At 72.4% G+C, this 22,236-nt stretch carries 19 protein-coding genes; 9 read left to right on the forward strand and 10 right to left on the reverse strand.

Going from position 1 to position 22,236, the window contains the following annotated elements:
• Positions 1–55: 55 nt before the first annotated feature.
• The gene (locus tag ACFVXJ_RS02750) at positions 56–550 is read right to left on the reverse strand and encodes a hypothetical protein (RefSeq protein WP_389657465.1); all 495 of its coding nucleotides are present in this window, start codon (positions 548–550) and stop codon (positions 56–58) included.
• Positions 547–3,045: a molybdopterin oxidoreductase family protein gene (locus tag ACFVXJ_RS02755; protein WP_389657467.1), complete on the reverse strand. Its 2,499-nt coding sequence runs from the start codon at positions 3,043–3,045 to the stop codon at positions 547–549. The genes ACFVXJ_RS02750 and ACFVXJ_RS02755 overlap by 4 nt, the downstream gene beginning before the upstream one ends.
• A 285-nt stretch (positions 3,046–3,330) precedes the next feature.
• Here ACFVXJ_RS02755 and ACFVXJ_RS02760 point away from each other — a divergent pair, with 285 nt between their 5' ends.
• From ACFVXJ_RS02760 to ACFVXJ_RS02775, 4 genes are all read left to right on the forward strand, one after another.
• Positions 3,331–4,434, forward strand: coding sequence for a mechanosensitive ion channel family protein (locus tag ACFVXJ_RS02760; protein WP_389657469.1), 1,104 nt, complete (start codon positions 3,331–3,333; stop codon positions 4,432–4,434).
• Positions 4,435–4,515: 81 nt separating this feature from the next.
• Complete coding sequence (locus ACFVXJ_RS02765; RefSeq protein ID WP_389657473.1) at positions 4,516–5,793, forward strand: pyroglutamyl peptidase; 1,278 nt, start codon at positions 4,516–4,518, stop codon at positions 5,791–5,793.
• Positions 5,794–5,876: 83 nt separating this feature from the next.
• Positions 5,877–6,524 carry a hypothetical protein gene (locus tag ACFVXJ_RS02770; RefSeq protein ID WP_389657475.1) on the forward strand — a complete coding sequence of 216 codons (648 nt, stop codon included), beginning with the start codon at positions 5,877–5,879 and terminating at the stop codon, positions 6,522–6,524.
• 27 nt (positions 6,525–6,551) lie between these two features.
• Complete coding sequence (locus ACFVXJ_RS02775) at positions 6,552–6,815, forward strand: hypothetical protein (RefSeq protein ID WP_389657478.1); 264 nt, start codon at positions 6,552–6,554, stop codon at positions 6,813–6,815.
• Between the two features lie 105 nt (positions 6,816–6,920).
• On the opposite strand, the gene ACFVXJ_RS02780 is transcribed toward ACFVXJ_RS02775, so the two are convergent.
• On the reverse strand, positions 6,921–7,355 hold the full coding sequence (locus ACFVXJ_RS02780; protein WP_389657481.1) for a VOC family protein: 435 nt from the start codon (positions 7,353–7,355) through the stop codon (positions 6,921–6,923).
• Between the two features lie 157 nt (positions 7,356–7,512).
• On the opposite strand from ACFVXJ_RS02780, the gene ACFVXJ_RS02785 reads away from it, so the two are divergent.
• The 3 genes from ACFVXJ_RS02785 to ACFVXJ_RS02795 all read left to right on the forward strand — a co-directional run bounded on the left by ACFVXJ_RS02785 (position 7,513) and on the right by ACFVXJ_RS02795 (position 12,063).
• Complete coding sequence (locus ACFVXJ_RS02785; protein WP_389657484.1) at positions 7,513–8,970, forward strand: Ig-like domain-containing protein; 1,458 nt, start codon at positions 7,513–7,515, stop codon at positions 8,968–8,970.
• A 318-nt stretch (positions 8,971–9,288) separates the two neighbouring features.
• Positions 9,289–11,343, forward strand: a complete 2,055-nt coding sequence (locus ACFVXJ_RS02790) for an RICIN domain-containing protein (protein WP_389657487.1) — start codon at positions 9,289–9,291, stop codon at positions 11,341–11,343.
• Positions 11,344–11,439: 96 nt separating this feature from the next.
• Positions 11,440–12,063 carry a hypothetical protein gene (locus ACFVXJ_RS02795; protein ID WP_389657490.1) on the forward strand — a complete coding sequence of 208 codons (624 nt, stop codon included), beginning with the start codon at positions 11,440–11,442 and terminating at the stop codon, positions 12,061–12,063.
• Between the two features lie 47 nt (positions 12,064–12,110).
• Here ACFVXJ_RS02795 and ACFVXJ_RS02800 read toward each other — a convergent pair whose 3' ends face one another.
• Positions 12,111–12,761: a DUF4360 domain-containing protein gene (locus ACFVXJ_RS02800; RefSeq protein ID WP_389657493.1), complete on the reverse strand. Its 651-nt coding sequence runs from the start codon at positions 12,759–12,761 to the stop codon at positions 12,111–12,113.
• A 229-nt stretch (positions 12,762–12,990) separates the two neighbouring features.
• On the opposite strand from ACFVXJ_RS02800, the gene ACFVXJ_RS02805 reads away from it, so the two are divergent.
• On the forward strand, positions 12,991–14,223 hold the full coding sequence (locus ACFVXJ_RS02805) for a cytochrome P450 (RefSeq protein WP_389657496.1): 1,233 nt from the start codon (positions 12,991–12,993) through the stop codon (positions 14,221–14,223).
• Positions 14,224–14,250: 27 nt separating this feature from the next.
• Here ACFVXJ_RS02805 and ACFVXJ_RS02810 read toward each other — a convergent pair whose 3' ends face one another.
• From ACFVXJ_RS02810 to ACFVXJ_RS02835, 6 genes are all read right to left on the reverse strand, one after another.
• Positions 14,251–16,338, reverse strand: coding sequence for a SpoIIE family protein phosphatase (locus ACFVXJ_RS02810; protein ID WP_389657499.1), 2,088 nt, complete (start codon positions 16,336–16,338; stop codon positions 14,251–14,253).
• Positions 16,339–16,545: 207 nt separating this feature from the next.
• A complete protein-coding gene (locus tag ACFVXJ_RS02815) occupies positions 16,546–17,595 on the reverse strand; it encodes a methyltransferase (RefSeq protein WP_389657502.1) in 1,050 nt (349 codons plus the stop codon).
• A 43-nt stretch (positions 17,596–17,638) separates the two neighbouring features.
• Positions 17,639–18,697, reverse strand: coding sequence for a nitrous oxide reductase family maturation protein NosD (locus ACFVXJ_RS02820; protein ID WP_389657505.1), 1,059 nt, complete (start codon positions 18,695–18,697; stop codon positions 17,639–17,641).
• A gap of 60 nt (positions 18,698–18,757) precedes the next feature.
• Positions 18,758–19,342, reverse strand: a complete 585-nt coding sequence (locus ACFVXJ_RS02825; protein WP_389657508.1) for a hypothetical protein — start codon at positions 19,340–19,342, stop codon at positions 18,758–18,760.
• Between the two features lie 128 nt (positions 19,343–19,470).
• Positions 19,471–19,716 (reverse strand): acyl-CoA carboxylase epsilon subunit, encoded by a 246-nt coding sequence (locus ACFVXJ_RS02830; RefSeq protein ID WP_389657511.1) that lies wholly within the window; start codon positions 19,714–19,716, stop codon positions 19,471–19,473.
• The gene (locus ACFVXJ_RS02835) at positions 19,713–20,969 is read right to left on the reverse strand and encodes a cytochrome P450 (RefSeq protein WP_389657515.1); all 1,257 of its coding nucleotides are present in this window, start codon (positions 20,967–20,969) and stop codon (positions 19,713–19,715) included. Before ACFVXJ_RS02835 ends, ACFVXJ_RS02830 begins: the two co-directional genes overlap by 4 nt.
• Before the next feature lie 203 nt (positions 20,970–21,172).
• On the opposite strand from ACFVXJ_RS02835, the gene ACFVXJ_RS02840 reads away from it, so the two are divergent.
• Positions 21,173–22,234 carry a type III polyketide synthase gene (locus ACFVXJ_RS02840; RefSeq protein WP_389657518.1) on the forward strand — a complete coding sequence of 354 codons (1,062 nt, stop codon included), beginning with the start codon at positions 21,173–21,175 and terminating at the stop codon, positions 22,232–22,234.
• Positions 22,235–22,236: the final 2 nt, after the last annotated feature.

The raw sequence follows: 22,236 nt of genomic DNA on the forward strand, positions 1-22,236 counted from the left end.
CGAAGGGGCCGCCGCCTCGCGCCGGATCGTCAAAAGCCGGGCCCGCGCCGGACCGTCACAGGCCGGACAGGATCTGCGGCGAAAGGTTCTTGATCATCGTGTTGGCCCAGCGGACCTGCCGCAGCGTCTGCGGATGGCAGGAGGCCGCGAGCTCCAGGAGGCGGGCCTCCCGGGTGGCCTGCGCCGTCTGCGCCAGCATCTCCCAGTACAACGAGTTCTCCGCGGCGGCCAGGTAGAGGTCCTTCAGGTCGTGCAGCAGGAGCAGGCCGGGTTCGGGGCGCCTGCCCAGGGCCTCCGCCGCCCTCTCCCGCAGGGCCGTGAGGGGACCGCCGGAATCGGGGTGGTCGGGCGGCGCGTCGAGGTCGAGCGAGTAGTGCCGGGCCGCCTCCGAGAGGCGGGCGGCGTGCTCGTGCGACCACCGGGCGAGATCGCGGGCGATGTGGTGGACCTCGTGTTCGGCGCGGTGCCGCTCGGCCGCGGCCAGCAGTTCCTTCTCCAGGTGCCGTTCACCGTGGTGCAGGGTGCGCAGGGTCAGGGTGGTGCCGTTCATGACCGGGCCGCCTCACTCGGTGTGACGTCGGGCCGGGGGCCGTCCGTGCGCTGGGTCGCGTGGGCTTCGGGGCCGCCGGTGGTGGGGCTGATCCCGCGCGGGTCGACCGGCGCGGACGCGGTGGTGGTGGGGGCGGGCGCCGGGACCCCGTCGCCCGGCCGGACCAGGGTGAGGCGGGCCGCGGCGGTCTTGAAGAGCGGCTGCTTGGACACCGGGTCCCAGTCCGTGACGGTGGTCTCGTTCGCCGCCCTGCCCGGCCCGTCCCCCGAGGGCCCGTAGCCCTCGGCGGTGTCCCAGTAGCCGTAGTGGAACGGGACGAAGAGCAGGCCCTCGCGGATCGCGGTGATCCGCAGCGTGCCGCGCAGGGAGCCGCGGGGCGTGGTGACGTCCACCAGGTCGCCTTCCGCGAGCCCGCGGGCGGCCGCGTCCACGGCGGACAGTTCCACCCACACCTCGGGGGCCGCCGCGTTCAGTTGGGGGACCCGGCCGGTCTTGGTGCGGGTGTGGAAGTGGTAGAGGGTCCGGCCGGTGGTGAGCCGAAGCGGGTACTCCGGCGAGGGTTCCTCGTGGGCCGGCTGGTACTCGGCCGCCTTGAGGACGGCCTTGCCGTCCGGGTTGAGCGAGCGGTACTCCACCACTTCCACGGAGGCCCCGGTGACGAGGTCCTTGCCGTAGCTCTCGCAGACGTCCGGGTGGGCCCAGGTGATGCCGTCCGTGTAGAGCCGCTCGGTCCCCTCGGGATGGTCCGCGTCGCACGGCCACTGGATGCCGCTGCCGCCGCGCAGCTTGTCGTAGGTGATGCCGGTGTAGTCGCAGGGCCGTCCGGCGCTGCACCGCTTCCACGCCTCGAACGCCTCCTCCGGCCCGTCCCAGGTCACGAGCGGGCCGCCGTCCTTGTCGCGGAAGTCCATGCGGCGCGCGTAGTCGAGGAAGATCGCGAGGTCGGGGCGGGCCTCGCCGGGGGGCTCCACGGCCTTCTCGCTCAGGTGGACGGTGCGGTCCGCGTTGGTGAAGGTGCCGGTCTTCTCGCCCCAGGTCGCGGCGGGCAGGACGACATCGGCCAGTTGCGCGGTCTCGGTGAGGTACAGGTCCTGTACGACTGTGAACAGCCGGTCCTGGCCGAGGACGGAGCGGATCCGGGCGAGTTCGGGCAGCGAGACCGCCGGATTGGTGCCGCTGATCCACAGCATCCGGATCGAGCCCTGCTCGGCGTAGCGGAAGATCTGCATGGCATGCGTCGGCGGCGCGTAGTGCGGGATGGTCGACGGTTCGACGTTCCACACCCGGGCCAGGTCGGCGACGTGCCGGTCGTTCTGCCAGTTCCGGAAGCCGGGCAGGTCGCCGTCGGCCCCGCATTCGCGGGTGTTCTCCGCCGTGGGCTGCCCGTTCATCTGGAGCACTCCGGCGCCGGGACGGCCGAGCATGCCGCGGACCAGGTGCAGGTTGTTGACCTGCACGGCGGCGGCCGTGGCCTGGTGGGACTGGTAGACGCCCTGGAGGACGGTGGACAGGAGCCGCTCGGCGGAGCCGAGGAGTTCCGCGGCCTCGGTGATGGCCGTCGCGGGAACGTCACAGATGGCGGCGGCCCACCGGGGGGTACAGGAGGCGACCCGCTCCCGGAGTTCCTCGAAGCCGACCGTGTGCGCCTCGACGAACCCGTGGTCGACGCGGTCGGTGCGGATGATCTCGTGCAGCAGGGCGTTGAGCAGGGCCACGTTCGTCCCGGGGCGCGGCGCGAGGTGGACGTCGGCCCTGCGGGCGACGGGGGTCGGGCGGGGGTCCACGCAGATCAGGCGCGGCGGATCGGCTCCGTCGAGGCGGTCCAGTACGCGCATCCACAGGACGGGCTGGGTCTCGGCCATGTTGTGGCCGAAGAGCGCGAGGGTGTCGGCGTGGTCGACGTCCGCGTAGGAGCCGGGCTGGCCGTCACAACCGAAGGACTCCTTCAGTGCCTCGGCCGCCGTGGCGGTGCACAGTCGGGTGTTCCCGTCGAGGTGGTTGGTGCCGATGCCGGCGCGGGCCAGGACCGCCAGGGTGTAGTACTCCTCCAGGTACAGCTGGCCGCTGGTGTAGAAGCCGATGGAGCCCGGGCCGCGCCGGTCCAGGAGGTCCTTCGAGCGGGCCACGATCCTGCCCATCGCGGTGTCCCAGTCGCACGCCACCAGCCGGCCGCCCTCGCGTACGAGGGGGCTCGTCAGGCGGTCATCGGCGGCGTTGGCCTGCCAGCCGAACAGGTCCTTCGGTCCGAGCCGGCCCCGGTTGACCCGGTCCGCGGCGCGCCCGCGGACGCCCACGATGCGCCCGTCGCGGACGGCGATGTCCATGGCGTCCCCGTCGGAGTGCAGGATCGACGCCGCCTGGACCCAGCGGTCGACGTCGTCGACGCCGGTCCCGGCCGCGAGGTGCGTGTCGGTCCGTACCGGCCAGTCCGCTCCCCGCGCGTACGGGGTACGGCCGCCCCACGGGGCGGCGATCCGGTCCACCGAGGCTTCCATGGCCCACCTCCGCCGATCTACGGTGCGTCGATCGGCGCCTACCCGGGGACGGTCGGCTCAAGCGGGGCTTCGGGGCTTTCGCCCGGCCGGCCGGTGCCCGCCCCGGCCGCCGGGTCACCCCCGTCCATGGGGCAGGATGGACTCCCGTTCCCGAGGCGCCCATCCGCCCGAACCGGGGCCTCCGCACGACGAACTGACAGGTGACAAGGTGACGACACACCCCATACGACGGCCCGCGGCGGCCGTCGCCGCTCCCCCGGTCCGGCGCGGAGCGGAGGGACCGCGTTGACCCGGGGTCTGGTCCTGCACGACTGGCTGGTGGCCGGTATCGCGCTGGCCGCCGGAGGCGTGGCCGCGCTGCTGCTGCGCGGGCTGCTGCGCTGGCTGGCCAAGCACGCGCTGCGCACCAAGTGGACCGGGGACGACATCATCGTCGACGCGCTGCGTACGCTCGCGCCGGGAGCGGCCGTCATCGCCGGCGCCGCGGTGGCGGCCGGGACGCTGCCGCTGACGGCCCGGATCGCGGGACTCGTGAACCAGTCCCTGACCGCCCTGCTGATCCTCTTCGCCACGTTCAGCGCCGCCCGGGTCATCGCGGGCCTGGTCCAGTCCGTGGCGCAGTCGCGGACCGGGGTGGCCGGCTCGGCGACGATCTTCGTCAACATCACCCGCATCGTGGTGTTGACCATGGGCGTGCTCGTCGCGCTCGAAACGATGGGCGTCTCCATCGCGCCGCTGCTCACCGCGCTCGGTGTGGGCGGTCTGGCGGTGGCCCTCGCCCTCCAGGACACCTTGGCCAACCTCTTCGCGGGCGTGCACATCCTGGCCTCGAAGACGGTGCAGCCCGGCGACTACATCCGCCTCAGCAGTGGTGAGGAGGGGTACGTCGTCGACATCAACTGGCGCAACACCGTGGTCCGCAACCTGTCGAACAACCTGGTCATCATCCCGAACGGGCGGCTCGCCCGGACGAACATGACCAACTACACCCAGCCGGAACAGCAGTTGTCCCTGCTGGTCCAGGTCGGCGTGGGATACGAGAGCGACCTGGAGCACGTGGAGCGCGTGACCCTGGAGGTGGTGGACACGGTGATGGCCGACATCAACGGCGCCGTCCCCGAGCACGAGGGCGCGGTCCGCTTCCACACCTTCGCGGACTCCAGGATCAACTTCACGGCGATCCTCGGGGTCGGCGAGTTCAGCGACCAGTACCGGATCAAGCACGAGTTCATCAAGCGCCTGCACCAGCGGTTCCGGGAGGAGGGCATCTCGATCCCCGCCCCGACGCGTACGGTCGCGCTCCAGCGGGAGGACGCGCCGCTCTCCACCTCCGCGGCGCCGACCGTGCTTCCGCACCAGCGCGGGGGCGGGCGGACCACGGTGCGCTGACGGTCGGCCGGCCCGGCCGCCCGTAACGGTGGCCGGAGAGGCTCTGGTTGGGGCGGCCACGGCTGTGTAATGTCACATCCCATGATCCTCTTACGGCGCGCGGTGTCCGCCGCGTCCCTTCTGTGCGCCCTCCTCCCGATCGCGGTCGCCGCCCCCGCGCAGGCCGCCGACGGCGCCGCCTGCGGTACCTCCCTCACCGTCCCCCTCGACGCCGAGCAGGCCCGGCTCGCGGACGCCCGCGCGACGGCGCTCGTCGAGGGCGGCGGTTTCGGGGACTTCGTCCGACGCTTTCCCGCCGCGCTGTGCGGGGTGCGCGGCCCCGCCGAAGCCGGCCGGCTGCTCGACGGCTGGGGCGAGGCCCTGTGGCAGTCCGCCGTACTCCGGGCCCAGGGCCGGCGGCCCGGCGGAGACCTGCCGGCGGCCGACGACCGGCCGCTGTACTGGACCCGGCTGGCGATGACCGCCCAACTGTCGCGCTGGGACCCGGGCTTCCCCGTGGACCGCCCCGCGCTGCGCGGCCGGTTCGAGGACGCCTCGCGCGGTCTCACCGACAACGCGTTCCGGGCCGGCCCCGGCGTACGGCGGGTCTTCATCAGCGGCTTCGACCCGTTCGGGCTCGACGCCGAGCCGCGCCGGGCTAACCCGTCCGGCTCGGCCGTCCTCCAACTGAGCGGCCGGCGCCTCACCCTCGCCGACGGCAGCCTCGCCGAGGTCCGCGCCGTCGTCCTGCCCGTACGCTACGCCGACTTCGACGCCGGGATCGTGGAGCGGGCCTTCGCCCCGCGGCTGACCGGCGGCCCCGCGTCGGCGGACGTCATCACCACCGTCAGCCAGGGCTATCCGGGCATCTTCACCCTGGAGGCGTGGGCCGGCCGGGCCCGCTCGGCGGACCCGTACCCCGACAACACCGGCGCCCTCTCGGGCGGCACCCGCGAACACCCCGTGACCGCCCCCGGCCTCGGCCCGGGCGCCGAGTTCATCGGCACCACGCTGCCCACCGACGCCGTGACGGGCGCCGTCCAGGCGCCGTACCCCGTCCTCCGCAACACGGAGGTCACCGAGATCCCGGCGGGCGCCACGGCGCCGGTGGACCGGGCCGACGGCCCCACTCCCGGCTCCCGGGCGGTGGCGGGCGGCGGGGGCGGCTACCTCTCCAACGAGGTGGCCTACCGGTCCAACCGGCTGCGCGTCGAGCTCGCCCCGGCGATGCCCGGCGGCCATCTGCACACCCCGGTCCTGACCGGACTGCCGGCCGATCCCCGGCTGCTGACCGGCCCCGAGTTCGAGCACAACGAGCGGGCGATCACCGCGGAGGTCCGCTCGGTGCTGGAACACGTGGCGGTGCCGACGTCCCGTTGAGGGCCCGGCGGGAGTGTCAGGGGCGGGCGATACGATCCGACGCGTACGCCCGCCCGTCCCGCCAGGAAGAACAAGGACAGACCATGACGGTCCACCGACCGGGGCAGCCCGGTGACCTGCCCGCTCCGGAACTGCTGTGGTCGCGTTGGGCCTTGCTCGCCGTCCTGGAGGCGACCACCGAGGACGAGGGCCGCGGCGTGCACCGCACGGGTCACTGGGTCGGCGGCACCGGCCTGCACCTCGACGACGCCGGCTGCACCTGGTGGACCTTGTCCCGCGGGGGCGAAGGCCGCTACGTGCTCTACGGCGAGGACGAGTCGAGCGACGTCAAATGGCACGAGCCCGCCATCGACATGCTGGCGGGAGCCCCGGACTGGCTCCCGTACGAGAAGCTGCGCGACCTGCTCCAAGGCTGGGAACTGGGCTGCGTCTACTGGTACGAGAACGGCTCCTGGGCCCGCGCGCCGTACCCGGGCGGCCTTCCCGACGACGGCCTGGACTGCGGGATGAGCCGTTTCCTGGACCGCGAGCAGGTCCTCGATCTGCTCGTCGACACCGACGGGCCGGTGGAGGGCGTCACGGCGGCGGACCTCCTCGACGCCGCGGAGGGCTACCGTCTGACGCCGGAAGCCCTGGAAGCCCTGGTCGCCGACGACCCCGCCCGGGACCTCCCGGCCATGCTCCGCGCCCTCCACACGTCCGGCCTCTCGGCGGCGCCGCTCCCCCGCTGAACCGTCCCGCCTGGATAACGTCGTCCCATGAACACGTCGTCGCAGCCCTTCGAGATCCTGCTCGTCCCCACCAACGCCGAGAACCCCGGCGAGGCATCCCCGGCCGGTGGCCCCGTGCGTTCCGCCGTCGTCCGACCGACGGGCGAGACGGGCGCGTCGGGGTACCCGAGGTATGCGGGCGACGGCATGGAGGCGGATATCGATCCCGTCAGCGGCACCGTCGAGGCGCTGCTCGTCGACGGCGCCGAACTGGGCTACGGCCTCACGGCGGTGGCCCGGCCCCAGGACTGACCGCCCCGCCCCGCGCCGGCGGCGGACGGGCACGTCGGCGTGCCGGCCGGCCACGCGCGCTCCCGACCTGCCGCACCGACGCCCGGGCCGTCTCGCCGAGCGTCCCTATGCCGCCCCGAAGTCCGGGAGGATGAGGGTGCCGTCGTCGACGAGGGTGAAGCCCGGGTTGTGCGCGATCTCCCAGGGGTGGCCGTCGGGGTCGGTGAAGGTGCCCGCGTAGCCACCGTAGAACGTCGTCGCCGGCGGGCTGGTCACGGTGGCCCCGGCGTCCCGCGCCGCCGCGACCAGCGCGTCGACCTCGGCGCGGTCGCGCACGTTGTGCGCGAGGACGATCCCGCCGAAACCCCTCGGGCCGGTGTCCTCGATCCCGGAGTCGAGCGCCAACTCGGCGCGGCCCCACAGGACCAGGGCGAGGCCGCCCGCCTGGAAGAAGACGGTTTCCGCGGTCTCCTGTCCCCGCCAGCCGAGGCTCTCGTAGAACGCCCGGGAACGGGCCAGGTCCGTGACACCGAGGGTGATCAGGCTGATGCGCTGTTCCATGGCCGGAAGCTACCACCGGCTCCGCCGGGCTTGCTCCGTGCGGGTTGTCTTGCGTGCCCGTTCGGCCGTACCACCCGAGTGGATGATCATCATCAAGGCGTTCCATCGTTTTGCTGGTCTCATCGGGCCGTGGGCGATCCGGGAAGGCTGCGTGGCGATGACATCGGCACACGGGGCAGGACGAAACAGGTGGTGGGGCGCGGCCGCCGCGGTCGCCGGCGCGGCGCTGGTGGTGGCGGCGGCGCCGGGCCGCCCGGTGGGCTCGGATGCCTCGCGGCTCGCCGCGGAGGGCGCTGAGGCGGCGGTCACGCTGCTGGTCAGCCGCGCCCTCGACGAGGGGCGCGACGGCGTCACCGTTCGGTGCACGGTGGCGGGGGCTTCCCGGGCCGGCCGGGCCGGGCTCTGCGACGGCCGGCGTCAGCAGCGGGTGTTGGCGACGGCATGGGGCGCCGGGTCGGTCCTGGGCGGCCCGGCCGGATCGGTCTCGGCGCCCACGGTGGCCCTGCCCACGGACGCCGACGGGCCGCTGGAGATCGCGGTCGCCGAATCGGGGAGGCTGACGGATGTCACCGTCCACGACCGCCACGGGCGCTATGTGGGCGGCGCGTTGGACCCGCGGAGCCGGCGTTGGGCCAACACCGAACCGCTGCGGGCCGGTGAGGAGTACACCGTGCGCGTCGGTGCCCAGGACTCGGTGGGCACACCGGTCGGCGTGACGATGGCGTTCCGCACCGCGCCGCCGAAGGACGACGACCGGCTCACGGTGGAGTTCGGGCCGAAGGAGGGGACGTACGGCGCGGGTCAGATCGTGACGGCCTCGCTCAGCCGCCCCGTGCCGGCCGACGACCGCACGGCCCGCGCCCGGGTGGAGCAGGCGCTCCAAGTGACGTCGGAGCCGGCGGTGGAGGGCGCGTGGCACTGGGTCGACGACTCGACGCTGCACTACCGGCCGCGCGCCTACTGGCCGGCCCACGCCGTGGTGCACGTCCGCAGCGGCCTGGACGGGGTCGAGGTCGGCGGCCACGCGTACGGCGGCCCCTCGGACGGGCTGGACCTCACCATCGGCGACCGGATCGAGGCGGTCACCGACTCGGCCGCGCACGAGATGACCGTACGCCGCAACGGGCGGGTCATCCGGACCATCCCGGTCACCACCGGCAAGGAAGGGTTCCGCACCCGGGCGGGAGTCAAGGTGGTGCTGGGAAAGGAGTTGGAGGTCCGGATGCGGGGCGACTCCGTGGGCATCAAGCGCGGTACCAGCGAGTTCTACGACATGCCGGTGCGCTACGCGACGCGGGTGACGTGGAGCGGCGAGTACGTGCACGCGGCGCCGTGGTCGGTCGAGGCGCAGGGCGAGGAGAACGTCAGCCACGGCTGTACCGGCATGAGCACCGCGGACGCCGCCTGGTTCTTCGCGACGGTGCGCGAGGGGGACGTCGTGGAGGTGGTGAACAGCGGCGGCGAGAAGATGACGCCGTTCGGGAACGGCTTCGGCGACTGGAACCTGGATTGGCGGGCCTGGCGGGCGGGCAGTGCCCTCGCCGCCGCCCGGGAGGCGTCTTCCACACCACCGGTGGCGGTCCACGCCTTTTCGCGTCTGCGACCCCTGACCTGACGGGTCCGGCGGACTCACCGCTTGTGACGGGGGGAATTCGGCTGGTGATAAATAGATGAATGGCTGACTGAATTACCGTCAACAACCCGGCACCCGATATCTCGATTGGATAACGAGATACCGGTAAATGGCCTGGACCAATGCGGGTTGACGCGCGTAAATTCCTTGTGGCGCAAGGAATGTGATGGTTCATCAAATACGGCCGAGTAGGTAACGGTCCGATATCCCAGCCCCCTTTCCCGTTTGTCCGAATTCTTCAGGCGGCTCGTCTGGCAGGCTTCCGCGCACCCACTCTTCCGACCACGAGTTGAGGTGCGCATGACCAGACATCGCAGACGAGCCGAACACCGGCGCAAACCCCGGCGGTTGATACTCGTCACCGCCGCCATGGCCACGGCGGCGGTGATCGCGGGGGGACTCGCCTACTCCGGACTGGGCGACGGTGCCCAGGCAGCCCAACCCGCACAGGCCGAAGCGCTCCCCCAGGCGTTCGCGCCGGCCGCCGCACCGGCCAGGGACCAGGAACCGGCGCCCCTCTCGGGCGCGCCCGCCAACGAGGACACGCGCGGCATGGTCTACGACGGCCTCAAGGCCGCGCCCAAGGGCGACCGCTGCGTCGGCGTCTACCGCACGGAGGCGGGGCAGTGCACCCACGGCCCCGACGCGCCGCCCAAGGGCGTCGACATCAAGGCCGAGATACCCCCGGCCGTCAAGACGAAGGCCGCCGCGGCCGATCCGGCCCATCCCGAGGCCGGCGCCCCCGCGAGCACCGGAGGTGACGGGCGTCCTCAGGACGCGCCCGCCGCCGACGCGCGCACCGCGAAGGCGGCCGCCGCCCCGGCGCCCACGCCGTCGTCCGGCGACCAGGCCGTCGCCGCGGGCCCGGCGGGTCAGACCGTCCCGTGCGACGGCGACGGCAGCACCGGCAACCGGGTCCAGGTCGTCTACGTACACGGCCCCGACCGCGACCGGTACTCCGAGTACGTCGCCTCGTTCCGCAAGTGGGCGGCCGACGCCGACCTGATCTACTCGACGAGCGCCCAGGAAACCGGTGGCGTCCGGCACATCCGCTACGTCACGGCCGCCGACTGCACCCCGACGGTGCTGAACATCGAGCTCCCCGCGTCCGCCCTTTCGGAGTTCAGCGCGACCAACAACGCGCTCGCCGGCAAGGGCCTCGACCGGCGCGACCGCAAGTACATGATCTTCGCCGACACCCAGGTCTACTGCGGCATAGGCACCTTCAACGGCGACGAGCGGCACGGCCAGGACAACCTGAGCAACTTCGGCCCCTCGTACGGCCGTACCGACTCCGGTTGCTGGGGCGGTCACACCGCCGCGCACGAACTCGGCCACAACCTCGGAGCGGTCAACAACAGCGCGCCGAACACCAGCCGGGGCGCGCACTGCACGGACGAGTACGACGTCATGTGCTACTCGGACACCCCGTACTACCCGCAGATGCGCTACGTCTGCTCCAACCAGGCCGCCGAGAACATCCTGGACTGCAACCACGACGACTACTTCCACACCAACCCCAAGCCGGGCAGTTATCTCGCCACGCACTGGAACATCGCCGACAACCAGTTCCTGATGCGCACGGGCGGCGGCACCGACCCGAACCCGAACCCGAAGCCGACCCCGACGCCGACCCCCAGCCCCAAGCCGACCAAGAACCCCACCGGCGGACCGACGGTGACGGCCGGTCAGCTCAAGGCGGACTCGGTCGTCGTCAGCTGGCCCAAGGTGGACGGCGCGGTCTGGTACCAGGTGCTGCTGAACGGCAAGCACCTGACCTGGACGCAGTCCCAGGTCCTGCGCATCTACAACCTCCAGCCCGGAACGGACTACAAGGTCGCCGTGTCGGTCCGCGACGGCTCCGGCCGTGACAGCGGCCCCGGCCGCACCACGTCCTTCCGTACGGTGGGCGCCGGCGGCGGCGCCACCACCCCCGGCAGCCGCTACACGCTCGGCAACGGCAGCACCGGCATGGCCGCCGAGCTCTGGGGCGGCCGCACCGCCGACGGCACGGTCCTCGTCGGGGCACGGGCCAACGGTTACGCGCCGCAGCAGTGGTACTTCGACGACGCGGGCGGCGGACTCGTACGCATCCGCTCCGCGGCCTCCGGCAAGTGCCTCCAGGCCGGCAGTACCCCGGCCGCCGGCGTGTGGGTCGCGCAGCAGCCCTGCGGGAACAACGCCGCGCAGAACTGGCGGGTGTCCTCGCGCGGGGGCGCGGTGACCGTCGCCGACCCGTCCGGCGGCTACGCCCTGACCGTGAGCAACCGGCCCTACTACGGGGACTGGCTGCTCGACCTCCAGCGCGCGGACGGCCGCGCGACGCAGGTCTGGACGGTCCAGAAGGCGGGCTGATCCGGCCCCGAGCGGTGGAGCGGGGACGGCCGTTCCCGCTCCACCGCTCCCCCCTTTCCTCCTCTCCACACCCACCGCAATGGGAGCACCACGACGATGCGACGCAGACGACACTCCTTCCAGGCCCTGACCGCCGCCGGCTTCCTGGCCCTGGCCCTCACCCGGGCGCTGGCGGCCCCCACGGCCGCGCAGGCGCACGGTGACACCGTCAAGGTCGTGATCACGGGCCAGCGGGACGGCCACCTCACCACGGACGTCACCTGGGAAAACGACGGGGACGCCGTGGACGAGGCGGTCGCCGCCACGGTGAACGCGACGAGCCCGGACGGCTCCCACACCGCGGGGCCCTGGCGGCTGGTCCGCGATACCGGTGGCGGCGCGGGGTGGACCACGGCCGAAAGCCTGCCGCCCGGCACCTGGAAGGTCTCCGTCGACGTGGGCTTCCCGGCCCTGGGGCACGGCGAACGGGAGGTCGCCGTACCGGTGGTCGACCCGGGCCCCGCGCCGACCGGCCCGGCCCCCTCTCCGACCACCCCCTCTCCGACCCTCCCCGCGCCGACCGCCCCCGCGCCGACCGCCCCCACGCCGGCGCCGACCACATCCGCGGCCGACGCCTCGGGCGACGGGAACGGCTGGTGGTGGACGACGGCCGGCGTCGCGGTGACGGCCCTCGCCGGGACCGCCGTCGGTCTCCGGCTGCGGCGCCGCCGTGGTCGTTAGCGGCGCCGCACCGGAGCCGGCGCGGGTCGGCGGGCGGGCGATGGGGCTCAGCGCCCCGGGCAGGTCTTCCAGGCGAAGTGGTACACGGTCCGGATGTCACCGTCGGCGGAGTCCATGGCGACGAAGCTGTTGGTCTTCGCCGGGTCCGAGGTGCCCGCGCCGACGCGCAGTTCGGTGTTGATGTTGAAGTTGCGCTGCACCCCGCACGGCGCCCACACCAGTTGGTCCCAGTCGGTGGAGTCCGTGACCTGCCAGTCGTTGTCGAACGCGCCGTTGAAGGTGTGGGTGCGGGTCGCCGTGTCGGGCGATCCCTGGAAGTAGTAGGACGCCTTCTGCGTCGCTCGCGCGCCGCGCTCCAGATGCGCGTAGCCGCGGTAGTCGGCGCTCGCGACGGCGTAGGAGTAGCCCTGCGGGACGTGGACGATCAGGTTGATCTGGCAGTTCTTGCGGAAGTCGGTGGGCTGGGAGCCGATGCCCACCTGCGCCAGGTACTGGCTGTAGGTGACGGTGAAGGCGGTGTGGTCGGGGGCGAGGGCGACCGCGGCGGTGCCGAGCGGGCAACCGGAGCCGTTGACGGACGCGACGTCGATCACGATCTTGTCGGGCGGCGGGGTGAAGGGGGTGGGAGCGGCCGGGACCAGCGCTGAGCCGGCGAGGAGCGCGGCGGTCGCACCGCCCACGAATAAGACACCGGGCATGATGCTCCGATCGGTTGTCGGTGGCCTTGCCTGATGGGGGGGGGACATCCGACCCGTGTGGCGGAGCGGGTTGCGGATCGCATCGGAATAGTAGGGAGCCGAAGCGCCACGCAGTAGGGCGGATACCGGCCGAAGAACCTTGGCCGGCGCGCGACTTCGCGGCGCCGGCTGCCAAGATCGACGGTACGAGGACCCGACCCGCCACGCCGGCGGCACCCGAGGAGAACGCATGACGCGGCACACGCCCGACGGCCCGCTCACGGACGGGGCGCCGCTGCCCCGGCCCTTCGACGAGGCGTTCGCGTCGGATCCCCATGCCGTGTACCGGCGGCTGCGCGAGAAGGGATCGGTCCACCGGGTCGCCCTGCCCGACGGCTCCCCGGTGTGGCTGGTGACCCACGAGGCGGACGTACGGGAAGGGCTCGCCGACCCCCGCCTGTCCGTCGACAAACGGCACTCGACCACGGGTTACACCGGCTTCTCGCTGCCCTCGGCACTCGACCGCAACCTGCTGAACATCGATCCGGACGATCACCGGCGACTGCGCCGACTCGTGTCCCACGGCTTCACCCCGCGCCGGGTCGAGCAGTTGCGGGGCAGCGTGCAGGACATCGTGGACGGCCTCCTGTCGGACGTGGCGCGGGCGATGGACGCCCGTGGTGAGGCGGACGCCGTCGCCGCCTTCGCCACACCGCTCCCACTGCGGGTGATCGGCTCGCTGCTGGGCGTGCCGCACGTCGACCAGGACCGGTTCTCCGGCTGGGTCACCGCCATGCTCGCGCCGCGCGGGCACGCGGAACTGGTGGACGCGATCGGCCGGATCCACCGGTTCCTCGTCGATCTCGTGGCCGACCGCCGCGCCGCTCCGGGGGACGACATGCTCTCCGACCTGATCGCGGCGCGCGACGAGGGGGACCGGCTCACCGAGGACGAACTCGTCTCACTGGCCTTCCTGATCCTCTTGGCGGGCAGCGAGAACGTCCAGCACGTCATCGCCAACGGTCTGCTCACCCTGCTCACCCACCCCGGGCAACTGGCCGAACTGCGCGAGCGGCCCGCCCTGTTCCCCGCCGCCGTCGAGGAACTGCTGCGCCACGCCCAGCCCATCCAGACGACGATCCGGCGGTTCGCCACCGAGCCGGTCGAGTTCGGCGGCGTCGTGATCCCCGCCGGGGACACGGTGCTGCTCTGCCTGGCGTCGGCGCACCGGGATCCCGCCCGGTACCCGGAGCCCGACCGCTTCGACATCCACCGCGCGGACACGGCCCACCTCGCCCTCGGGCAGGGCATGCACTACTGCCTCGGCGCACCGCTCGCCCGGCTCCAGATCACCCTCGCGCTGCGCACGGTGCTCGACCGGTTCCCCGGGCTGCGCACGGCCCGCCCCGCCGACGAGCTGCCCTGGACCACCACGTTCCGCTTCCACGCCCTGCGGGAACTTCCGCTCACGACCGCCCCGTAGGCCGGCCGTCTCGACGTGCCCGGTCGCTCAGCGCGGGTCCGGCTCCACCGGGAGCATCCGGGCCACCAGCAGGGCCACGTCGTCGTGGTCCCCGGGGCGGCGCAGGGCCCGTAGCAGCAGGTCGCAGGTGTCCTCCAGGGGCCGGTGGGGGCCCGCGAGGAGGCTGAGCAGGAGGTCGAGGCGCTCGTCGAGGGACTGGTCGCGGGTCTCCACCAGCCCGTCGGTGTAGAGGACGAGTTGGTCGTCGGGGGCGAGGGCGATCCGGGTGGTGTGGAAGGGGACGCCGCCGACCCCGAGCGGGGCCCCGGTGGGCAGGTCGAGCAGTTCCGGCAGCCGTCCGGGGCGCATCAGGACCGGTGGCAGGTGCCCGGCGAGGGAGATGTGGCATTCGGCGCGCCACGGGTCGTAGACGGCGTAGGCGCAGGTGGTGATGGTGTGTTCCATGCCCGCCGCCGCCTCGTCGAGGTACTGCAGGACCCGGGAGGGGTCGAGGTCGAGCTGGGTCAGGGTCCGGGTGGCGGTGCGCAGTTGTCCCATGGTGGCGGCGGCGGCGATGCCGCTGCCCATGACGTCGCCGATGACCAGGGCGGTCTTGTCGTCGGCCAGCGGGATGACGTCGAACCAGTCACCGCCGATCTCGCTGGTGGCCCCGGACGGCTGGTAGCGGTGGGCGATCTCCAGGCCCAGCCGGTTGGCCGGCTGGTGTGGCAGCAGGTTGCGCTGGAGGGTGAGGGCGGCGTGCCGCTGGTTCTGGAACAGTCGGGCGTTGTCGACGCAGACGGCCGCGCGCGCGGCCAGTTCGACCGCGAGGGTGACGTCGTCCTCGTCGAACGGGGCCGCGGTGCGGGCGCGCATCAGGCCGACGGCGCCGATCACCTCGCCGCGGGCGACCAGCGGGACCGCCAGGTAGGAGTGCACCCCGGCCGCGGCCAGCAGCGCGGCGGCGTCGTCGTCCCGGGCGATCCGCCGCAGGTCCTGGCCGGTTACCCGGGCCACGAGGACGGGGCGGCCGGTGTTCACGCAGTGGGTGACGACGCGATCGGTGTCGTACTGGGCGAGTTCGCCGGTCTGGTCGGTGGCCTGCACCGCTCCCGTGGGGTAGGCGGCGACGACCGCCAGGGCCCGGAAGCGGGCCGGTCCGACGGGCTCACCGGTGGTGCGGCGGCCGTGCAGGACGCTGTCGAGGATGTCCACCGTGGTGACGTCGGCCAGTTGCGGTACGCACACCTCGGCCAGTTCGCGGGCGGTCTGCTTCAGGTCGAGGGTGGTGCCGATGCGTACGGAGGCGTCCGCCACCACCGCGAGGCGGCGGCGGGCGCGGGCGACGTCGGCGGCGGCCCGGTGCTGCTCGGTCACGTCGACCACGGAGACGGCCACGCCCAGGGGGTGGCCGGCCGGATCGTCCAGCCGGTAGTAGGACACGGACCAGGCGCGGTCCTCGGGGTCGGCCGGGGTGCGGCCGACCACGAACTGGTCCAGCAGCGGCACCCCCGTGGCGAGCACCTCCCGCATGGAGGACTCGATGGTCTCCACGTCCAGGAACGGCAGCGCCTCGCGGATGGTCCGGCCGAGGTGTTCGGCGGCCGGCAGGCCGTTGATCTGCTCCAGCGCCGGGTTGACCAGGACGTACCGCAGGTCGGCGTCGGTCACGCCGAGGCCGATCGGCGACTGGGCGACCAGCCGCAGGGAGAGCGCCAGGTCGCGCTCGACGCGCCGTAGGGTGGGGTGGTCGGTGGCGATGCCGAGGGCGTAGAAGTCCCCCAAGTCGTCCTGGAGGCGCATGTTGCGGAACTCCACCAGGCGGGTGCTGCCGTCCTTGTGCCGGACGGGGAAGCTTCCGGCCCAGCGCCGGCCGCTCTTCATCACCTGGGTGAACAGCTCGACCACCAGGTCGCGGTTCTCCTCCGCCACCAGCAGCAGGGCCGCGGGCCGGCCGAGCGCCTCCGGGGCGGAGTAGCCGAACAGGTCCTCCGCCTGGGGGCTCCAGAACACGATGCGGCCACGGTCGTCCAGGACCACCGCGGCCAGGCTGAGGACGTCGAGCAGGCCGCCCGATGTCGCCGGATCCGCCTCCGTGCTGTGGATCTCGGCCCGGAACGCGTCGGACGTGCTCATGGTCCGAACCCTTTCCGCTCACTCCGTGGCGCCCTGTGCCGGCCCAGACCACCGGCCTCGTTCCTCCAAACCCTCCCACCGTCTCTCCGCGCCGGCGACCCGGCTCCCGCCGGTCGGGCCGCTGTCGCGCCCACCACGCGCGGTCGCCGGGCCCGCGTGTGCGCGGGCCCGGCGACCGGTATCGAACAGATGAACGAGTGGCTGCGGTCAGCGCGCCACGGTGCAGTCGAAGGCGTGCAGGTACGGGTTGACCGGACGGATGTCGTTCACGGCCAAGCCCGCCTCCGTGAGCCTGTCGACCATGCTCTCGGTCGTGTGCTTGGCTCCGCCGACGTTGAGGAGCAGCAGCAGGTCCATGCCGGTGCTGAACCGCATGGACGGGGTGTCGTCCACCAGGTTCTCGATCACCACGACCCTCGCCCGGGGGCCGCCGGCCCCGATCACGTTGCGCAGGGTGCGCGCGGTGCTGGCGTCGTCCCACTCCAGGATGTTCTTGATGATGTACACGTCGGCCTGCACCGGGATGTCAACCCTGCAGTCGCCGGGCACGATGCGCATCCGGTCTGCCAGCGCCCCTCCCGGCCGCAGTCGCGGATCGGCGTTCTCCACCACACGCGGCAGGTCGAGCAGGGTGCCGCGCATCGCGGGGTACTTCTCCAGCAGGCTCGCCACCACGTACCCCTGGCCACCGCCGATGTCGGCGACCGACGTGGCCCCCGACAGGTCCAGGAACTCCGCCACCTCCTGCGCCGACTGCCGGCTGGAGGTGGTCATGGCCCGGTTGAAGACGTCGGCCGACTCGGGGGCGTCCTCGTTCAGGTACGTGAAGAATTCCTTGCCGAACAGGTCCTCGACGACGTTGTGGTTGGTGCGCACCGCTTCGTCCAACTTGGGCCAGGCGGCCCAGGTCCAGGGTTCCGTGCACCACAGGGCGATGGCGCGCAGGCTGTGCGGGTCGTCCTCGCGCAGCAGCCGGGAGGTACCGGTGTGCGCGAAGGTCCCGTCCGGTTCCTCGGCGAAGACGCCGTAGCAGGACAGCGCCCGCAGCAGCCGCCGCAGCGGCTTCGGCTCGGTCTTCACCGCGGCGGCGAGGTCCGCCACGCTCATCGGGCTGTCCCCGAGGGCGTCGGGAACGCCCAGCCGGACGGCCGCGCGGAGGGCGGCGGTGCACGCCGCCCCGAAGACGAGCTCGCGTAGCCGCATGGATGGCGGGGGTGCCGGACTCGTGGTCGGGTCGGTGGTGCGTGCGGTCGTCATGTGCCGCCCTTCCTGTTCTCGTTCGTGCGGGACGGGCGGGAGGTCAGCACAGTCCCGTTGGCTTCGAGGCGGCGCAGGCGTTGCCCTTGAAGACGTTGTCCCGGCCGACGCTGGTGTCGACGAGGTCCGCCGGGGCGTTGCCGCGCAGCGTGTTGCCGGTGATCTGGTTCCGTTCGTTCGTGGCGCCCACGAAGCTCTTGAAGAGGACGATGCCGCCGGACAGCGGGGAGGAGCCGGTGTTGTCCGTGATCGTGTTCCCGGTCACCCGGGTGTCCTCGGTGCCGGTCAGCACGATTCCGCTGCCCTGGAGGAAGGGCAGCCGCGCGGTCTTCGGACAGAGTTTGTTGTTCGCGACCACCCGGTTGTCGTGCACGGTCAGGTCGCCGGCGCGCGGGTGGTTCTCGTCTCCGACGACGAACACCCCGGCGCAGTTCGCGGTGATGTCGTTGTGCCCGACGCCGAGGTTGCGGAGGCGGCGTACGGTGAGGCCGATGCGGTTGTCCCGCAGGTGGTTGTGCTCGACCACCGTGCCCCGGGTGTCCGTGGCCCCGGCTTCGGTGGCGATGGTGTTGGCGAGGAACAGGCCCGCGTCGCCGTTGCCGCGTGCGGTGTTGCCCTTGAAGACCCCGCGCGTGGAGCGCTCCTGGGCGATGCCCCACTGGCCGTTCTTCTCGGCGATGACGTTCCGTACGGTCAGGTGGTCGGTGCGGGAGGCCCAGAGCCCGTTCTTGGCGAAGCCGGACAGGGTGAGCGAGGCGACCGTGACGTCTTCCACGGGACGGCCGTCCACGCCCTCGACGCAGATGCCGTTGCCGGCCCGGGCACAGGCGTCGGCCGCCTTCGCGGCGGCCGGTGCGAGGACGGTACGCGGGCCCATGCCGCGCAGGGTGACCCTGGAGGTGGCCACCCGCACGCTCTCTCGGTACGTGCCGGCGGCCAGCAGGACGGTGTCGCCCGGGCGCGCCGCGTCCACCGCCCGCTGGACCGACTCTCCGGGCCGTACGAGGTGGACGGTGGGTCCTGCGGCCGGCGCCGCGGCACCGATCCCCGTGGCGCAGAGCACCGCCGCGCCCGCGCAGTAAAGGATATGACGAGTCTTCATGTCGGCTACGTTATGACCTGATATGTCGCAGAGGATCGGGATCGGCCGAACGGTGGCGTGTCATCCCCCGGCGGCGGCGGGCCGGCCCATGGGGGCCAAGGCCAGTAGGAAGAGCAGGCCGCCCAGGGGCAGCAGATCGAGGTTGACCATCGAGACCGCGACGCCCGCCACGATCAGCGCCGGGCGCCGGGCCCCGGTCCGCCGCAGCGCCGCGAGCCAGGTCGTCAGCAGCACGAGGGCGACGTAGAAGAGCAGCGGGCCGAACGTGTACACGGCGGGCGTGACGCCGGGGTGGCTCCGCACGCGGTCGAAGAGGTCGTTCATGGCTTCCCGGTCCTCGCTCAGGAAACCCACGACGAGGTCGATCACGGCCTGCGCCGTCACCGCCGCGACCCCGAGCAGTCCGGCCGCCGCCGCGGCGCCCGCGCACCACCGGCCGGCCGGGCCGAGTCCGTGCGCGGCCGCCCGCCGCAGCGCGAGGAAGACCGGGACGAAGGCGAGGACGCCCGCAAGGAGGGCCAGGTGGCTCGTGGACCAGATGAAGCCGGGGCCGTGAACGTCGTCGGTGAGCCGGATGAGCCCGTAGACGGTCATGCAGAGCGGTCCCACGACGAATGCGGCCCCCGGCCGCTTGGCGTTGATCATGTACTGATCATCTTGGCCGATGCCCGGCCCCCGCGTCGGGGACGGCCCCGGCCCGACCCCGAGACGAACCCGGAGCCTCCCCCGGGCCGTGCCCCCGAGGGCCGCCCGCGCCGGTGCGGGGCCGCCCGTCAGACCTCCCGTCCCGCTCTGTGGAGCGGGGGTCGGGCCCGCCAGGAGTTCGCGGGGTGGACCAGCGGCCAGTGGCGGTCCCAGTGGGCGCGGCGGCTGCGGTGATGGTGACCGTGGTGGAGGTGGCCGTGGTGATGTTCGTGGAGGGCCGGGGCGCTGCGCGCCAGGATGACCAGGGCGGCGGTCAGGGCCGCCAGCTCCATGTGGTCCGGGTTGCCCCGGACCACCTCGATCCGGCCTATCACCAGATCACCGGCAGCGTCTTGGGCCCGCGGATCAGGGCGCCCGGCTGCCATTCGATCTGCTCCGGCGGGACCGCCAGCGCGAGTTCCGGGTAGCGGTCGAGCAGGGTGGCCACCATGACCTCGGACTCCATCCGGGCCAGCATCGAGCCGACGCAGTGGTGGGGGCCGTTGCCGAAGGCCATGTGCGCGATCGGGCCGCGGTCGAAGTCCAGCGCGTCGGGGTTCGGGAAGACGGCCGGGTCGCGGTTGGCCGCGAGGTAGGAGGAGTAGACGACCTCGCCCCGGCGGATCAGGACACCGCCGATCTCGATGTCCCTCGTCGCGACCCGTGGGATGCCGACGCCGCTGCGGTGCGGGATGTAGCGCAGCAGCTCGTCGACGGCCTGCGGGATCAGTTCCGGTTCGGCCCGGAGCCGGGCCATGTGCTCCGAATGGGTGAGTAGGGCGTAGATCATGTTGGCGCTGTTGTTGCGCACCGCGTGGGCGCCGCTCACCAGGATCGCGGTGGCGAGGGAGACGGCCTCCGCCTCGGTGATCTCGCCCGCGTCGGCGGCCTCCACCAGGACGGACGCGAGGTCGTCGCCCCGCTCGTCGGCCGGCTCGGCACGGCGCAGCTCGAGGAGGGCGACGACGCTGTCGCGGACGGTCTTCATGGCATCGGCGCTGCGCTCCGGTGCCGGACCGGGCGTCATGATCACGTTCGCCCAGGAAGTCATGCCCTCGCGCATGTCCTGCGGCATCCCGAGGAGGTCGGCGACGGCCGCCAGGGGGAAGGGGCCGTGCAGGTGCTCGACGAGGTCGGCGGGCGAGCCGTGACGTTCCATCTCGTCCAGGAGCCGGTCGACGGTGGCCTGCGCGGCCGGCCGCAGCCGCTGCATGCTCTTGCCGGTGAAGGCCCGCGCCACCACGCGCCGCATGTCGTTCAGGCGTGGCGGGTCCGCGTAGTTCAGGGACGCCTTCTGCGAGGCGATCGCGTGCGGCGAGGAACTGGTGATCGCGCGCCCGACCAGTTCCTCCCTGCTGAAGCGCGGGTCGGTCGTCGCCGCCTTGACATCGGCGTAGCGGGCCATCAGCCAGGCGCTGCCCTCACCGAACGGCAACCGCACCCGAGCGGCCTTGTCCTCCAGCAGCCGAGCGTGGAGGAACGGGTCGAATTCGAGGGCTTCGAGATCTTCCAGCTTCCAGCAGTGCACCGGCTCGTCCGGAGCCGGGTCCGTACGTCTCCCGAGAGCCGCGTCGGGGTCTGTCGTCATGGTTCTCTCCCAGCCTTGATGTCACTCCCGGTAGGCGAATGTGCCGGGAATCCGGCTGACGATCCCTTCCCGGCCCCGGCTTGCTCCGCTGCCGGCGCCCGCCACTGTCACCCGATCGGCCGCAGTGACCGGCGGATGATTCCGGCGCGCGGAACCGGCGCGGGTCCGTGAGGCTTTGTCGGGAAATGAAAGGAGAGCCGACTGTGGCGACTCTGTGTAGGCCAACGGTGCACGTGCCGGAGCACGTGATCACCATGGAGCAGACCCTGGAACTGGCCCGGTCCGTTCACGCCGATCACCCGCAGCTCGACCTGGCCCTGCGACTGATCCGGAATACCGGCGTCGCGAAGCGGCACATCGTGCGTCCCATCGAGGAGACCCTGAAACACCCCGGCCTCGAACAGCGCAACGCCGTGTACGAGGCCGAGGCCAAGGTCCGGGTACCGGCGGTGGTGCGGGCGGCCCTCGAAGACGCCCAGCTGCGTCCGCAGGACATCGATCTGATCATCTTCGTGTCGTGCACCGGCTTCCTGATGCCGTCGCTGACCGCCTGGATGATCAACTCGATGGGCTTCCGCACCGATACGAGACAGCTCCCCATCGCCCAGTTGGGCTGCGCGGCGGGCGGGGCGGCGGTGAACCGGGCGCACGACTTCTGCACCGCGTACCCGGACGCGAATGCCCTGATCGTCTCCTGCGAGTTCTGCTCGCTGTGTTACCAGCCGAGCGACCTGGAGGTCGGCAACCTGCTCTCCAACGGTCTCTTCGGCGACGGCGTCGGCGCCGCGGCGGTCCGGGGCCGGGGCGGAACGGGCATGGACCTCCACCGCAACGGGTCGTACATCATCCCGGAAACGGAAGACTGGATCATGTACGACGTCAAGGCCACCGGGTTCCACTTCAAGCTCGACCGGCGCGTCCCGGGAACGATGGAACCGCTCGCCCCGTCGCTCAAGCGCCTCGCCAAGGCGCATGGGTGGGACGCCTCGGCCCTGGACTTCTACATCATCCACGCGGGTGGCCCCCGCATCCTGGACGACCTCAGCAAGTACCTCGGTGTGCCTGCCGAAGCATTCCGCTTCAGTCGGGCCACACTGACGGAATACGGCAACATCGCAAGCGCGGTGGTCCTGGACGCCCTGCGTCGGCTCTTCGACGAGAACGGCACGGTCGATGCCGCGAAGGGCATGCTCGCCGGGTTCGGACCCGGCATCACCGCCGAGATCTCAATCGGGAGCTGGGTTTCGGAGCCGGCGTCCCCGTGAGG

The organism is Streptomyces sp. NPDC058279 (genome assembly GCF_042881255.1).
Taxonomy (GTDB): Bacteria; Actinomycetota; Actinomycetes; order Streptomycetales; family Streptomycetaceae; genus Streptomyces.